Raw genomic sequence first — 15461 nt, 5'->3', positions numbered from 1 at the left:
ACGGACGTGATACGCGATGCGCATGGGATGGGCGCTGCCGCTGGCGCTGGCGGCACTACTCGGAATCGCCGTCGGCCGGCTGGCCCCCTCCGGCCTCGCCGAGGCCGGTTTGCTGCTGGGGCTGCTGGCCTGGCGGCACTGGCGCCGGCTAGCGCTGCTGGGGGTAGTAGCCCTGGCCGCCTGGCCGGTGCTGCAGGCGACCACTGCGAGCTTGCCCCAGGGGCTGTCGCGCGCCGACCTGCAGCTGCAGGGACGGCTGCTGCAGGTCGATCCCCAGGGCGAGCTGACGCGGCTGCTGGTGGCGGTGGAGGCATGCCAGCCCGCGCTCGCCCCGCGTCCAGGCTGTGACGACCTGCGCCGGGTGCGCCTGACGCTGTTCGACGCCGAGGGGCAAGCCCCCGAGATGCGCCCTGGCGAGCGCTGGCAGTTGGCGGTGCGGCTGCGCCCGCCGACCGGTTTCGCCAATCCCCACACCTTCGACTATGCCGCCTGGCTGTGGCGCGAACGGATCGACGCCACCGGCTATGTGCGGCGTGACCCCGAACCGGTGCGGCTATCCACTCCGCCGCCGCAGCCCGCTCAGCGCGGCCTCGAGTTCCTCGATCGGCGCCTGGAGGAGGGCGTTGCCAGGCGCTGGCTGGCGGCCTTGACCCTGGGCGCCGGTGAGCGTCTCGACCAGGACGACTGGGCGCGACTCAATGCCACCGGCACCACCCACCTGGTGGTGATCTCGGGCCTGCACGTGGGCCTGGTCGCCGCCTTCACCCTGCTGCTGGGACGCGGCATTGCGCGGCTCGCCACGCCCACCCGCTGGCGGCTGGCGACCTGGCCGTGGTGGCTGGCCGGGGCGGCCGCCGTGGGCTATGCCATGCTGGCCGGTTTCGCGCCGCCGGCCCAGCGCGCCATGCTGATGACCCTGGTCGGGCTTTGGGTGGCCAGCGGGCGCCACGCCCCTGGTCCCTGGCAGGCCTGGTGGCTGGCGCTGGGCATGGTGCTGCTGCTCGACCCCATCGCCCTGTGGCGCCCCGGGCTGTGGCTCTCCTTCGTTGCCGTGGCGCTGCTGATCGTGATCTGGCAGGGGCGTCGGCGCCCGCGTGGGGTGCGCGGTTGGCTGTGGGCGCTGCTGCGCACCCAGCTGCTGCTGGCACCGCTGATGGCGGCGGCCGTACTCACGGCCTTCGACAGGCTGGCGCCCGCCGCACCGCTGATCAACCTGCTGGCGGTACCACTGGTCAGTTCGCTGATGGTGCCGCTGGGGCTGCTCGGCTGGCTGCTGGCCTGGATGCCGCCGCTCTCGGCGCTGTGCTGGTGGCTGTTTGGGCAGTTCGCCGAGGCGCTGAATGGCCTGCTCGGCGTGGCCATGAGCTGGCTGCCGGCGTGGACACCGGCGCCCTGGCAGCGCTGGCCGCTGGTGCTCGCCTTGATCCTGCTGACGATCTGTTGGGCGCTGCCCGGCTTGCCTCGCCGGCTGCGTCTGGCGGCGAGCCTGGCACTGGGACTGGTGCCGCTCTCGCTGTCAGCGCCGAGCATGCCGCCGGGCGTGCTGGAGGTACGGGTACACGATGTCGGCCAGGGCCAGCTAGTCGACCTGCGTACCGCCAACCACAGGCTGCTCTACGATACCGGGCCGCGCTTTCGCTCAGGGTTCATGCCGTTGGCCGACCTGTGGTCCCGGCCGCAGCGTTTCGCGCGTGTCATCGTCAGCCATGACGATCTCGACCATGCGGGTGGCGTCCCGGCGCTGGCGGCACACGAGGTGGGGCAGTTCATGGCACCGCGTGGCGAGCAGATCGGGGTCCCCTTCGCACCCTGTCATGCCGGACAGTCGTGGCAGTGGGACGAGGTGACGTTTCGCGTGCTGTGGCCGCCGCCCGGGGATAACGCCGAGTGGTCGAGCAACGACCGTTCCTGCGTGCTGCTGGTCGAGGCCGGGACCCAGCGCGTACTGATCACCGGTGACGTGGGGCGTCAGGTAGAGCGTTTCTTCCTGCTCGAGATCGAGGCGCCGCTGACGCTGCTGGTGGCCGGTCATCATGGCAGCCACACCAGTACCGGGCCGCAGCTGGTCGCGCTGCTCGATCCACGGCAGGTGGTGTTCAGCGCCGGGCGTGACAACCCTTACGGGCACCCCAATGAAGAGGTGGTGCGGCGGCTGCGCGGTCGCTGCCTATGGAATACCGCCCTCGACGGCGCAGTGAGTTGGCGGCTGGGCGATGCGTCGCCGCCAAGCGGCGAGCCGATGCGCGACCTGGCGGCGTGGCGTGGCGGTGTCGGGGACCGGTGTCATGGGGTAGAATCAGCGCCACCCGATGCGCATTAGGAGTGCCGCTATGGATCTGCTCGACGCCCTGGTCGCCGGTGGCTGGCTGATGCTGCCGCTGCTCGGCTGTTCGCTGGTGGCAACGGTGATCGTCATCGAGCGGCTGTGGACCCTGCGCGCGCGGCGTATCGCGCCGCTGGGGCTCGGCCAGGAGGTGTGTACCCTGATTCGCCAGGGGCCCGTCAATCTCTACTGGTTGGAGAGCCACTCGCCGCTGGGTGGGGTGCTGGCCGCCGGGCTGCGCAATGCGCGGCTGGGCCATGAGCAGGTGCGCGGGCGGCTCCAGGAAGCGGCAACGGCGGTGATCCATGACATGGAACGCTTTCTCAGCCCGCTGGGCACCATCGCGGCGATTACCCCACTGATCGGGCTGCTGGGCACGGTGCTGGGGATGATCGAGGTGTTCGCGGTGATCGTCAGCGCCGGCGGTGCGGAGCGCAGCGCCGACCTGGCCGGCGGTATCTCCCAGGCGCTGGTGACCACGGCGGCAGGGCTGACGGTGGCGATTCCTGCGCTGATGTTCCATCGCTATTTCCAGCGCCGGGTCGAGGACATCACCGTGCGCATGGAGGAGCAGGCCGGGCTGCTGGTGGAATTCCTGGCACACCATCAGGGCGCCATCGCGCTGGCCGAACAGCCCGCCGCCGAGGCCTCCGGGGCAGCATCATGAAGTTCGTGCGTCACCGTCGTGCGCCGGTGGAGGTCAACCTGACCCCCTTGATCGACGTGGTATTCCTGCTGCTGATCTTCTTCATGGTCTCGACCACCTTCGAGACCCGTCAGGCACTGGAGCTGGAGCTGCCCCACAGTGACAGCGGCGCGCCGCTGGAGGCCTCGCCGGTCACCCTGGTGGTCACCCGGGAGGGGGAGTATCGCCTCGGCGAGCGACGGCTCGACGCCAGTGGACTGGCGGTGGCGCTGGCCGAGGTCGCCGAGGCGGCCCGCCAGCATGGGCTGATCGTCGAGGCAGACCGGCACAGCAGCCATGGCGCCGTGGTCACGGCGCTCGACCGCGCCGGTGCGCAGGGCATTCAGCAGATTCGTATCGCCACCCGCGACGACCATGACTCATCGACACCCGTGGAGACACCGTGACGCAACAATCCGGCTGGACCCTCTACAAACAGCTGCTGGGCTACGTCAAACCGCACTGGAAGTCGTTCGCCGTGGCGGTGGTCGGCTACGCCATCTACGCCGCCTCGAGCACTGCGCTTGCCGAGATGATGAAGCGCCTGATCGATGGCATCCAGAATCCCGATGCCGCCTTCCGGCTGTTCCTGCCGCTGTTCGTGGTGGGGATGTTCGCCGCGCGCGGGGTGGGGACCTTCCTCGGCACCTATTTCATGAGCAATGTCGCCCGTAACGTGGTCCATGCGCTGCGCTGCAACGTGTTCAATCATATGCTGCATCTGCCGGGGCGTTTTTTCGATTCTCACTCCAGCGGCCACCTGATCTCGCGGGTCACCTATCACGTCGAACAGGTCACCGGCGCGGCCACCAATGCCATCACCATTCTGCTCAGGGAAGGGCTGTTCGTGGTGGGGCTGATCAGCTATCTGATGTGGACCAACTGGATGCTGACGCTGCTGTTTCTGGCGGTAACGCCGGTGATTGGCGGCGTGGTCAACTACGCCAGCAAGCGCTTCCGGCGCATTTCGCAACGTATCCAGCACTCCATGGGCGATGTCACCCACGTGGCCTCGGAGGCACTGTCCGGCTATCGCGTGGTGCGTACCCACGGCGCCGAGACCTTCGAGAAGGCGCGCTTCGCCGAGGCCAGCGAATACAACCGCCAGCAGAGCATGAAAGAGGCGCTGACCAAGGCGATCAGCACCCCGGTGATCCAGCTGCTGATCGCGCTGTCGCTGGCGCTGCTGGTGTGGCTGGCGATGTCACCGGCGCTGCTCGACGACATGACCGCCGGCGAGTTCGTGGCCTTCATCACCGCGGCCTCGCTGATGGCCAAGCCGGTACGCCAGCTGACCGAGATCAACAGCGAGATCCAGAAGGGCATCGCTGCCTCCGGTGAACTTTTCCAACTGCTCGACGAGCCTGCCGAAGAGGACAGTGGCGAGCGCCTGCCCCAGCGCCTGGTGGGTGATGTCACGCTGCGCAATGTGCATTTCCGCTACGCCGATGATCAGCCCGAGGTCATCAAGGGCATCGATCTCGAGGTCAAGGCGGGGGAAATGATCGCCATCGTCGGGCGCTCGGGCAGCGGCAAGTCGACCCTGGTCAGTCTGCTGCCGCGCTTCTATCGGCCCAGCGAAGGGGAGGTGCTGATCGACGGCATCGCGGTGGAGCAGTATCAGCTGTCACCGCTGCGTCGCCAGATCGCCATCGTGTCCCAGCAGGTCACGCTGTTCAATGCCTCGGTGGCGGCCAACATCGCCTACGGCATGCCGGATGCCGATCCCGCTGCCATCGAGGCCGCGGCGCGAGCCGCCTATGCCCATGAGTTCATCGCCCAGTTGCCCAACGGCTATGCCACGGTGATCGGCGATAACGGCGTGATGCTCTCCGGCGGGCAGCGCCAGCGGCTGGCGATCGCCCGCGCCATCTTCAAGGATGCGCCGCTGTTGATCCTCGACGAGGCCACCTCGGCACTCGACAGCGAGTCGGAGCGCTACATACAACGAGCGCTGGAAACGGTCTGCCGGGGGCGCACCACCTTCGTCATTGCCCACCGCCTGTCGACCATCGAGCGCGCCGATCGCATCCTGGTCATGGAGCAGGGCCAAGTGGTCGAGCAGGGTAGCCATCGCGAACTGCTGGCGCGGGACGGTGCCTATGCGGCGCTGCATCGACTGCAGTTTCAGGAGTCGGCGCTGCCATGAGCCTGCGTCTCGGCGAGCGCTGGCTGGGCGCCGCCTACCGCGGCGATGCCTGGCTCAGGCTGCTGCGGCCGCTGGAGGCACTGTATCGCTGGGCGGTCGAGCGCCGCGCGCGCGACTATGCCACCGGACGCAAGGCGGTATGGCAGGCGCCGGTACCGGTCATCGTGATCGGCAATATTACCCTCGGCGGCACCGGCAAGTCGCCGCTCGCCGCCTGGCTGGTCGGCTGGCTCGAGGCGCGAGGCTGGCGGCCCGGCATCGTGTCCCGCGGCTACGCTGGCCACAGCGCGGACTACCCGCTGCGTGTCACCCCCGCAACGTCGGCCGACGCCTGCGGTGACGAGCCATTGATGCTCGCCGAGCAGAGCGGCGTGCCGGTGGTGGTCGACCCCGATCGACCGCGCGGTGCCCGGGCGCTGATCGATGCCGGCTGTGACATTGTCCTCAGTGACGATGGGCTGCAACATCTGGCGCTGGGACGCGATCTCGAGCTGGTGGTGGTCGATGCACGACGCGGGCTGGGCAATGGCCGCTGCTTGCCTGCCGGGCCGCTGCGCGAGCCCGTCGAACGCCTGGCGCGGGTGGATGCCGTGCTGATCAACGGCGAGCACGACTCGCCGACCACGCCATCCGGGTATCGCATGCAGCTGACGCCGCAACGCTGGCATCATCTGGCCAGCGGCGAGCGTCATGCGCTGCGTCCGCTGCCCTTCGAGGCGTCGGTGCACGGCGTGGCGGGTATCGGTCACCCCGAGCGCTTCTTTGCCAGCCTGGCGGCGCTGGGGCTCGAGGTGGAGCACCACGCCTTCGCCGACCATCATCACTATCGCGCCGCCGAGCTGGCGTTCGATGATGCGCGTCCGGTGGTGATGACCGCCAAGGACGCGGTCAAGTGCCGCGCCATGCACGACCCGCGCCACTGGGCGTTGGAGGTCGAGGCTGAGCCGGACGCCGCCTTTATCGCCTGGCTGGAGACGCGTCTTGCCGACCTCGCCGGGACTTCCCATCACTGCAAGCGTGCCAAGGGGCCAATCTCATGACATTAGACAAGCAACTGCTGGCCATGCTGGTCTGCCCACTGTGCCAGGGCAAGCTCAAGTACGATCGTGACGCCAACGAAGTCAAATGCCACTTCGACGGCCTGGCCTTCCCGATCCGCGACGGTATCCCGGTGATGCTGGAGGAGGAGGCGCGGGTCATGGACACCGACGAGAAGCTCGGCAAGGGGCCGTCGATGGGCGATTCGGCATGAGCGACTTCGTGGTGGTGGTGCCGGCGCGCTACGCGTCATCGCGCCTGCCCGGCAAGCCGCTGCTGGATATCGGCGGCGAGCCGATGGTGGTGCGGGTATGGCGACAGGCGCTGGCCAGCGCGGCGGCGAGGGTCGTGGTGGCCACCGATGATAGGCGTATCGCTGCGGCGGTCGAGGCGGTGGGCGGCGACGCGCTGATGACCCGCGACGATCACCCCTCGGGTACCGATCGGCTGGCTGAAGTGGCCGAGCGGCTCGGCCTCGATGACGCGGCGATCGTGGTCAACGTGCAGGGCGACGAGCCGCTGCTGCCGGCGTCGCTGATCGACCAGGTGGCGGCGCGCCTGGCCGCCGACGACGACGCCTCCATCGCTACCCTGGCCGAACCGATCAGCGACGTCGAGATGCTCTTCAATCCCAACGTGGTCAAGGTGGTGCGCGATTTTCAGGGGCGGGCGCTGTACTTCTCTCGGGCGCCGGTGCCTTGGGATAGAGCCGCCTTCGCCACCCGCCCGGCGCTGCTCGAGAGCGACAGCTGGTTGCGCCATATCGGCCTGTACGCCTATCGGGTCGGCTTCTTGAATGCCTATCGCCAGTGGGCGCCGGCGCCCCTCGAACAGCTCGAGCAGCTCGAGCAGCTGCGCGCCCTGCAGCACGGTCATCGCATTCAGGTGGCGCTGGCCTGTGATCACCATCCGGCCGGTGTCGACACTGCCGAGGACCTCGCCCGGGTGCGGCAGTGGCTGGCCGAGCAGCAAACTTGATGAGGAGACTGCATGCGGATTCTGTTCGTTTGTCTGGGTAATATCTGCCGTTCCCCCACTGCCGAGGGTGTCTTCCGTCGTCGCCTGGCCGAGTCCGGCCTGAGCGAGGCCGTCGAGGTGGACTCCTGCGGCACCGGCGGCTGGCACGTTGGCAAGGCGCCGGATGCCCGGGCGCAGGCGGCGGCCAGGCAGCGCGGCGTCGAGCTTAGTCAACTGCGCGCCCGTCAGCTCGAGGCGGCAGATTTTTCCCGCTTCGACTACCTGCTGGCCATGGACGATGACAACTTGGCCAGCCTCGAGGCGATGCGGCCCGACGACTGCACCGCGCATGTCGGGCTGCTGCTCGACTTCGCCGGCGAGCCCGGTCGCGCCGTGCCCGATCCCTACTACGGTGGCGAGCAGGGCTTCGATGAGGTGCTCGATCTGGTGGAACGCGCCGCCGATGGCCTGATTGACCACCTGCAGCAGCGCCTGGAACAGCGGCGGTGAGCATCGGCCCGGGCCTGCATCTCGAGCATGACCTGCAGCGGGACAACACGCTGGGGCTGCCCTGCGTCGCCGAACGCTTCATCGCCGCCGAGACGCCTGCGACGCTGGCTGCCGCGCTGGAGACTGCGCGCCGGAAGGCCTGGCCGCTGACCGTGCTGGGTGGGGGGAGCAACCTGATCCTGCCGCGGCGTCTGGCGGGCCTGGTGGTGCAGCCGACTTTCGCCGGATGGCGCTATCAACGCGACGCTGACGGGCGCATCAGGCTGCGCGTCGATGCTGGCATGAATTGGCACACGCTGGTCATGGAGAGCGTCACGCGTGGCTGGTGGGGGATCGAGAACCTGGCGCTGATTCCCGGTCACTGCGGCGCGGCGCCGATCCAGAACATCGGCGCCTATGGCGTGGAGCTGGCCGAGGTGCTGGAAAGCGTCGAGCTGCTGCATCTGGCCTCGGGGCGTCAGCAGACGCTGCCCGCTTCCGCGTGCCACTTCGGCTATCGTGACAGCATCTTCAAGGGGGAGCTGGAAGGGCGCGTGGTGATCACGGCCCTGACCTTGACGCTGAGCGAAAGCCCTCGGCCGCGGTTAGCCTACGGCGACCTGGCGTCGCGGGTGGGCGCCGCACCGACGCCGCTCGAGGTCGCCGAGGCGGTCGCCGCCATCCGTCGTGAGAAGTTGCCCGACCCGGCTCAGCTCGGCAACGCGGGGAGTTTCTTCAAGAACCCGCTGGTAAGCGCCGAGCAGGCGCGGCAGCTGCTGGCCGATTGTCCCGACATGCCACACTTCGAACAGTCCGACGGGCGGGTCAAGCTGGCCGCGGGCTGGCTGATCGACCGCTGCGGGCTCAAGGGGCTTCGGCGTGGGGCGTTCGGCGTGCATGAGCGCCAGGCGCTGGTGCTGGTTCACCACGGCGGCGGGGATGCCGAGGGGCTGCTGACATTCGCCGCCGAGATTGCCGCCGCGGTCGAGGCACGTTTCGGCGTAACGCTGGTGCGAGAGCCACGCCTTGCGCACTGAGTCAACGCCAGGCCATTAACGAAAACGCCCGCAGGCAGTGCCTGCGGGCGTTGTCGTTGGGTCGGTTGTAGCGTGAGGGCGCCGATACGTTTCGGCGCCCTCGCGCATCACGCTTGGCCGTCGTCGGCCTTGGCCTGCTGCTCGCGGCGGCGGATCTCGCGCGGGTCATTATGGGCACGGCGCCGGCGGCGGCGCGCCGCAGCGTCGGCCTTGCTTTCCTCGCCCTTGGCTTGCTCGGCCTTGGGCTTTTCAGCGCCAGGCTTGGCATCTGCCTTGGCTTGCTCGGCCTTGGGCGCGTCTGCCTTGGGCGCGTCTGCCTTGGGCGGCTCGGCGGCGGGCTTGGCGTTGGCCTTGGCTTGCTCGGCCTTGGGCGCGTCTGCCTTGGGCGGCTCGGCGTCTGCCTTGGCATCTGCCTTGGGCGCGTCTGCCTTGGGCTTTTCAGCGCCAGGCTTGGCGTCGGCCTTGGCTTGCTCGGCCTTGGGTGCCTCGACTTTGGGCTGCTCGGCAGCGGGCTTGGCGTCGGCCTTGGGCGCCTCTTCCTTGGGCTGCTCGGCGGCGGGCTTGGCGTCGGCCTTGGCCGCCTCTCCCTTGGGCTGCTCGGCGTCGGCCTTGGCTGCCTCGGCCTTGGGCTTTTCAGCGCCAGGCTTGGCGTCGGCCTTGGCTTGCTCGGCCTTGGCTTCTTCGGCCTTGGGCGCGTCTGCCTTGGGCTGCTCGGCGGCAGACTTGGCATCTACCTTGGCTGCCTCCGCCTTGGGCTGCTCGGCGGCGGGCTTGGCGTCTGCCTTGGCTTGCTCGGCCTTGGGCGCCTCTGCCTTGGGCTGCTCGGCGGCGGGCTTGGCGTCTGCCTTGGCTTGCTCGGCCTTGGGCGCCTCTGCCTTGGGCTGATCCTCGACGGGCTTGGCGTCGGTCTTGGCTTGCTCGGCCTTGGGCGCTTCGGGCTGCTTGGCGTTGGGCTCGGGTGCGGCTTGCGGCTTGGCGTCAGGCGTTTCCTGGGCCTGTGCCTGCAGGCGCTGCTGCTCGGCCTCGGCCTGCGGGTTCACCGCGTGCTTGCGAGTGCGGTTGCGCGGGTTGTTGCGCGTACGCTTGGGCTTGCCGTCGTCCTTGGGCGCCTCCTGGGCCTTGTTCGGGGCCTCGTCGGCGGTCTGGGGCTTGCTCGCTTCGCGATTGCCACGGGTCTCGCCTGAGCGGTTGGCGCTGCGGCGCTCATCGTCCTGCTGACGACCACGGCCACGACCGCGGGGGGTGCGGTTATCGTCGCTCTGGCGGTTGTCGCCGGTGCGCTCGGGCTTGGCGTCGCTGCGCGGCTGGCGCGACTCGGCCTGCTGACGGCCACTCTCCTGGCGGGCGTCGCTACGACCGCTGTCCTGGCGAGCATCGTTGCGGCCGCCGCCGCGACGATTGTTGCTGCGTCCACCGCGTCCGCCGCGCTCCTGGCGACCTTCGCTGCTGCCGGCATCGCTGCGCTGCTGGGGGCGTGACTGGCGAGCGTCGCTGGCGGTTTTCTGAGAGGGCTGCTGGCGCGGCTGCGCCTCGTCGCTGCCGAGCAGTTTGCTGAGGCCCTTGACCAGCCGTGAGAATACGCCGTCGTTGGCTGCCGCCGGTGTCGCCGGCTGCTGGACCGCGGGGGCCGCCTCGGGCTGGGGGGCCGGGGCATCATCTTGCTGCAGGGAGGCCGGTGCCGGGGCGTTATGCACCACGCTTTTGACCGCCGCTTCGGCACGCTGTATCGGTTTGCTGTCGCTGAGGTCCGGCTCCTGGCCGATCTCGGTATCGGTGGACAGCTCGAAGCTCGACTTGTCGGCGTCCTCGTCGCTGATATGGTCGTCGCGCAGGCGCTGCACGTCGTAGTGCGGGGTGTCCATCTCGGGGCTTGGCAGCAGCACCACCTGGACGCCCTGGCGGCGTTCGATCTCGGCCAGCACGCTGCGCTTCTCGTTGAGCAGGTAGGTGGCCACCGGCACCGGCAGGATGGCGCGGATCTGGGCGCTGCGCTCCTTCATCGCCTCCTCTTCGATCAGGCGCATGATCGACAGCGACATCGAACGCACGTCGCGGATGGTGCCCTGGCCGTCGCAGCGCGGACAGACCACGCCGCTGGTCTCGCCCAGCGAGGGACGTAGGCGCTGGCGTGACATCTCCATCAGGCCGAAGCGCGAGATGCGGCCGATCTGCACGCGGGCGCGGTCGAGCTTGAGGGCGTCGCGCATGCGGTTCTCGACTTCGCGCTGGTTGCGCGCTGGGCTCATGTCGATGAAGTCGATCACCACCAGGCCGCCGATATCGCGCAGGCGCAACTGACGGGCGATCTCGTCGGCGGCCTCGGAATTGGTCTGCAGCGCGGTCTCTTCGATGTCGCTGCCGCGGGTGGCGCGGGCCGAGTTGATATCGATGGAGACCAGTGCCTCGGTATGGTCGATGACGATGGAGCCGCCGGAGGGCAGCTTGACTTCACGCTGGTAGGCGGTCTCGATCTGCGACTCGATCTGGAAGCGCGAGAACAGCGGCACCTCGTCGGCGTAGAGCTTGATCTTCTGCTGGTAGGAGGGCATCACCTGGCGAATGAAGGCCAGCGCTTCCTCGTGCACCTCGGGGCTATCGATCAGCACCTCGCCGATGTCCTGGCGCAGGTAGTCGCGCATGGCGCGGATGATGACGTTGGACTCGCGGTAGATCAGGAAGGGCGCAGGGCGCTTGCCGGCCTCTTCGGTGATCGATTCCCACACCTGTACCAGGTAGTCGAGGTCCCACTGCAGCTCTTCGGTGGAGCGGCCGATGCCGGCGGTGCGCACGATCACGCCCATCTTGTCGGGCAGGGTCAGCTGACCCATGGCGTCCTTGAGCTGGGCGCGCTCGTCACCCTCAATGCGGCGCGAGATGCCGCCGGCGCGGGGGTTGTTGGGCATCAATACCAGGAAACGGCCGGCCAGGCTGATGAAGGTGGTCAGGGCGGCACCCTTGTTACCGCGCTCCTCCTTGTCGACCTGGACGATGACTTCCTGGCCTTCCTTGAGCACTTCCTTGATGTTGGGACGGCCGGAGGGCTCCTTGACGAAGTACTCGCGGGAGATCTCCTTGAGCGGCAGGAAGCCGTGGCGGTCGGCGCCAAAGTCGACGAAGGCGGCTTCCAGGGAGGGTTCTACCCGGGTGATCTTGCCGCGGTAGATATTGGCTTTTTTCTGCTCCCGTGCGCCGGATTCGATATCCAGGTCGTACAGGCGCTGTCCATCGACGAGGGCGACACGCAGCTCTTCAGGCTGTGTCGCGTTGATGAGCATCCGTTTCATGTTGTCTCGCTATTCAAGGCGCGCCGGATGGCGGCCAGGGAGCCCCAACGAAGGGGCTCCAGAGCGTCGACGAAGGCGAACCTCTGGGTGCTGCGTGCTTGTGCTCAGCGCATGTCGCGGATGCGGTTGCGCCCGGCCAGGGCAGGGGCGGGTGGCGCCTGCCTCGGCATGATCATGTTGAGTACGCGGCGGAGGCAGGACATGTTTCGGTGGGCGCCTCGCCCATCCGGCCCTGCGGTCATCCGCCAGACACCTGGCATTCATCGATTCGCCAACGCCGGCCCCCGGCACGCTGTTAGGTATTCCCTTGGCCGGTACTGCTCGCGCCGAGAGGGGCGGGAGGAGTCCAGGGTCGGGCGTGGCGTTCAAAAGCTGTTATCAACTGCTCGGTAATCTACTGCTGGTTACTGCCGGCGGCAGGGCATGCGGCGTTGCCAGCATGACTGCGGCCTTGATCGTCGCTCTGGCCTGCGTGTTTGTCGTGCAGGCGCATCGTCCGGGCGCTGGTTGCCCATTTGAGCGAGGTTGAAATATACCAGCTATGCCCTGGGGCAGCAATTGGCGCACCGCGGCAGCTCCTGGGGTAGAATGCCGCCTTCGAGCATCATGGCAAGTCGAGGTGGGCATGGCCGACGGGCAAGAAGTAGGCAGGGCGGTACAGTGGGTCGAGGTGACCCAGGCGCAGGCCGGGCAGCGCATCGATAATTTCCTGCGTACCCGCCTGAAGGGCGCACCCAAGGCTCTGATCTATCGGATCGTGCGCAAGGGCGAGGTGCGCGTCAACAAGAAGCGCGTCAAGGTCGACTACCGCCTGGTCGATGGCGATCTGGTGCGTATCCCGCCGCTGCGGCTAGCGCCTGAAGAGGCGACCCGTGAGGTCAGCGACAACCTGCGCAACCTGCTGGCCGGTAGCGTACTGGTCGAGGGCCCCGACTGGCTGGTGATCAACAAGCCCTCGGGACTGGCGGTGCACGGCGGCAGCGGGGTCAAGATCGGCTTGATCGAGGCGCTGCGCCAGGTGCGCGACGATCTCGACTTCCTCGAGCTGGTGCATCGCCTCGATCGCGACACCTCCGGCTGCCTGCTGCTGGCCAAGTCGCGCCCGGCGCTGGTGGCGCTCAACAATGCCTTGAAGCAGCGCCAGATGGACAAGCAGTATCTGGCCCTGGTGGCCGGTCGCTGGCCGGCGCGGCGCGACTACGTGAGTGCCCGGCTCGACCGCTTCGAGGCCGGTAACGGCGAGCGCCGGGTGCGTGTCGACCCCGAGGGCAAGGTGTCGCGGACGCGCTTCGCGGTGCGCGAAGCCTTCGCCGGCACCACCCTGATCGAGGCCGAGCCGGTGACCGGGCGGACTCACCAGATCCGCGTACATGCCGCGCATGCCGGCCATCCGCTGCTCGGTGACGACAAGTACGGCTCCCGCGAGGGTCAGCATCTGGCCGGCCGGCTGGGGCTGTCGCGGCTGTTCCTGCACGCCGCGGCACTGACCTTTCCCGAGCCCACCAGCGGCCGACCGGTGCATATCAAGGCGCCGCTGGGCGACGAGCTCGAGGCGGTGCTGGTTCGCGCCCGTAAGGCACGCTGACGGGCGTCTACATCTATTTCTATTGCGACACAGGAGCGCCGATGCGCTATCGACTGATCATCTTCGACTGGGATGGCACCCTGATGGATTCGGAGGCGCGCATCGTCGACTGCATGCAGGCCGCAGCCCGCGATACCGGCCTCGCCGAACTGAGCCGTGCCGCGGTGCGCGACATCATCGGCCTGGGCCTGCCCGAAGCGATTGACAAGCTGTGTCCGGGGATCAGCGCCGCGCGCGCCGAGACACTGCGTCAGCACTATGCGCGACGTTTTCGCGCCGCCGACCAGACGCCGCTGCAGTTCTTTCCCGGCGTCGAGCAGGGCATCGCACGGCTGCGCGGAGGGCGCGACACGCGTCTGGCGGTGGCCACCGGCAAGAGTCGCCGCGGCCTCGATCGGGTGTTTGCCGCCAACGGCAGCGGCGCCTGGTTCGATGCCAGCCGCACCGCCGACGAGACGCGCTCCAAGCCACACCCGCAGATGCTCGAGGAACTCCTGGCCGAGACCGGCGTCGATGTCGGGGATGCGGTAATGGTCGGTGATACCGAATATGATCTCGAGATGGCCCGCGCGCTGGGCATGGATCGTATCGCCGTGACCTATGGCGTTCACGAGCCCCGGCGGCTGGTCGCCTGCCAGCCAAGCTTTACCGCCCATGCCTTCCCCGAGTTGATCGACTGGCTGCACGCCTGAGCCGCCCGTCATGATTCACCCACTACACGAGCAGGACCGCCGATGAGTGACGACAAGCGAGACGATCCCCCCGCCCAGGACAAGTGGACCCAGGGCCCTGAGCTGAGCGCCGAGCAGCGGCGTGACGCGCTCGCCGGGCAGTCTGGCGAGCCTGCTGCCGCGCCGGGCGATGATGCCGAGACGCTGCGCGAGCGGCAGCGCCTGGCGCAGATCGAGATGATGGATCGCTGGGTGGGTGGCGTGCTGACCGAGCAGCGCCGTACGCGGCGCTGGAAGCTGTTCTTCCGTTTCTTCTTTGCCGCGCTGATCCTGGCCTCGCTGTCTGCCTCGCTGTATGGGCTTTTCTGGCCTGTGCGCGAGGTGCCGCCGGGCGAGCGTCATCTGGGGGTCGTCGAGGTCAAGGGCGTGATCGACAGCGAATCGCCGGCCAACGCCGAGCGCGTCATCGAGGGGCTCAAGCGCGCCTGGGAGAGCGACAGCGCGGCGGCGGTGGTGCTGCATATCAACAGCCCCGGCGGTAGTCCGGTGCAGTCGCAGCGTATCTACGACGAGATCATGCGGCTGCGCGACGAGGGCGACAAACCGATCTACGCGGTGGTCGAGGATGTCGGCGCCAGCGGCGCCTACTATATTGCCGCCGCCGCAGACGAGATCCTGGTGGCGCCGTCGAGCCTGGTCGGCTCCATCGGCGTGGTGTCGGCCAGCTTCGGTCTTGAAGAGGCCATTGACCGGCTGGGCGTCGAGCGGCGCGTGTTTACCGCCGGCGACAACAAGGCGTTCCTCGACCCCTTCTCGGAGATCGACCCGAGCCAGCGGCTATTCTGGCAGGACGTGCTGGAGACCACCCATCGCCAGTTCGTCGACGCGGTGCGCGCCGGGCGCGGCGACCGGCTGGCCGACGACGAGGAGATCTTCTCGGGGCTGATATGGAGCGGTGAACAAGCCTTGGGTTTGGGGCTGGTCGATGAGATACAGAGCCTCGACGGCCTGGCCCGCGAGCTGCTCGACGAGCCGCGGCTGCGCGACTACACCCCGCGCCTCGATCCCTTCGAGCGCTTCTCGCGCCACTTCGGGCGGGTCGCCGCGGAGTGGATGGGGCTGCCCAGCTCGCACTCGCCGCTGCGCTATCAGTTGCCTTGATAGCGCCGAGCTGCAAGCGCCGAGCGCCAAGCTCTCTGGTGCGGGGTGTGTGCCGGGCATTATCCGCAGAGATGTTCTTTTG

The 15461-nt window shown here is 68.3% G+C and carries 13 protein-coding genes; 12 read left to right on the top strand and 1 reads right to left on the bottom strand.

The genetic code is table 11. The annotated features are described in order from the left end of the window. Positions 1–16: 16 nt before the first annotated feature. The 9 genes from BWR19_12065 to BWR19_12025 are packed head-to-tail and all read left to right on the top strand — an operon-like array spanning position 17 to position 8678. On the top strand, positions 17–2320 hold the full coding sequence (locus BWR19_12065) for a DNA internalization-related competence protein ComEC/Rec2 (protein ID APX93610.1): 2304 nt from the start codon (positions 17–19) through the stop codon (positions 2318–2320). A 10-nt stretch (positions 2321–2330) separates the two neighbouring features. Then, on the top strand, positions 2331–2990 hold the full coding sequence (locus BWR19_12060) for a biopolymer transporter ExbB (protein APX93609.1): 660 nt from the start codon (positions 2331–2333) through the stop codon (positions 2988–2990). Further along, the gene (locus tag BWR19_12055; GenBank protein APX93608.1) at positions 2987–3415 is read left to right on the top strand and encodes a biopolymer transporter ExbD; all 429 of its coding nucleotides are present in this window, start codon (positions 2987–2989) and stop codon (positions 3413–3415) included. The genes BWR19_12060 and BWR19_12055 overlap by 4 nt, the downstream gene beginning before the upstream one ends. Then, on the top strand, positions 3412–5157 hold the full coding sequence (locus BWR19_12050) for a lipid A export permease/ATP-binding protein MsbA (protein ID APX93607.1): 1746 nt from the start codon (positions 3412–3414) through the stop codon (positions 5155–5157). The genes BWR19_12055 and BWR19_12050 overlap by 4 nt, the downstream gene beginning before the upstream one ends. Next, complete coding sequence (locus BWR19_12045) at positions 5154–6197, top strand: tetraacyldisaccharide 4'-kinase (GenBank protein ID APX93606.1); 1044 nt, start codon at positions 5154–5156, stop codon at positions 6195–6197. The genes BWR19_12050 and BWR19_12045 overlap by 4 nt, the downstream gene beginning before the upstream one ends. Beyond that, positions 6194–6409 carry a hypothetical protein gene (locus tag BWR19_12040; GenBank protein APX93605.1) on the top strand — a complete coding sequence of 72 codons (216 nt, stop codon included), beginning with the start codon at positions 6194–6196 and terminating at the stop codon, positions 6407–6409. Before BWR19_12045 ends, BWR19_12040 begins: the two co-directional genes overlap by 4 nt. Next, entirely contained in the window at positions 6406–7173 is a 768-nt protein-coding gene (locus tag BWR19_12035; GenBank protein APX93604.1) for a 3-deoxy-manno-octulosonate cytidylyltransferase, read from the top strand. Before BWR19_12040 ends, BWR19_12035 begins: the two co-directional genes overlap by 4 nt. 12 nt (positions 7174–7185) lie before the next feature. Continuing rightward, positions 7186–7662, top strand: coding sequence for a phosphotyrosine protein phosphatase (locus tag BWR19_12030; GenBank protein APX93603.1), 477 nt, complete (start codon positions 7186–7188; stop codon positions 7660–7662). Between the two features lie 14 nt (positions 7663–7676). Beyond that, positions 7677–8678 (top strand): UDP-N-acetylenolpyruvoylglucosamine reductase, encoded by a 1002-nt coding sequence (locus tag BWR19_12025; protein ID APX95008.1) that lies wholly within the window; start codon positions 7677–7679, stop codon positions 8676–8678. A gap of 107 nt (positions 8679–8785) precedes the next feature. Here the strand turns inward: BWR19_12025 and BWR19_12020 are convergent, their stop codons facing one another. Continuing rightward, the gene (locus BWR19_12020) at positions 8786–11962 is read right to left on the bottom strand and encodes a ribonuclease E (protein APX93602.1); all 3177 of its coding nucleotides are present in this window, start codon (positions 11960–11962) and stop codon (positions 8786–8788) included. Between the two features lie 625 nt (positions 11963–12587). Between BWR19_12020 and BWR19_12015 the strand changes: the two genes are divergently transcribed. The 3 genes from BWR19_12015 to BWR19_12005 are packed head-to-tail and all read left to right on the top strand — an operon-like array spanning position 12588 to position 15379. Continuing rightward, entirely contained in the window at positions 12588–13547 is a 960-nt protein-coding gene (locus BWR19_12015) for a 23S rRNA pseudouridine(955/2504/2580) synthase (protein ID APX93601.1), read from the top strand. Positions 13548–13588: 41 nt separating this feature from the next. Further along, entirely contained in the window at positions 13589–14239 is a 651-nt protein-coding gene (locus BWR19_12010) for an HAD family hydrolase (protein ID APX93600.1), read from the top strand. A 42-nt stretch (positions 14240–14281) separates the two neighbouring features. Continuing rightward, the gene (locus BWR19_12005; GenBank protein APX93599.1) at positions 14282–15379 is read left to right on the top strand and encodes a S49 family peptidase; all 1098 of its coding nucleotides are present in this window, start codon (positions 14282–14284) and stop codon (positions 15377–15379) included. Positions 15380–15461 lie beyond the last annotated feature (82 nt).

This window comes from Halomonas sp. 1513, assembly GCA_001971685.1.
GTDB lineage: Bacteria > Pseudomonadota > Gammaproteobacteria > Pseudomonadales > Halomonadaceae > Franzmannia.
Note: the sequence above shows the minus strand (reverse complement) of the source record. Positions and strands in the feature narration are given on the sequence as shown.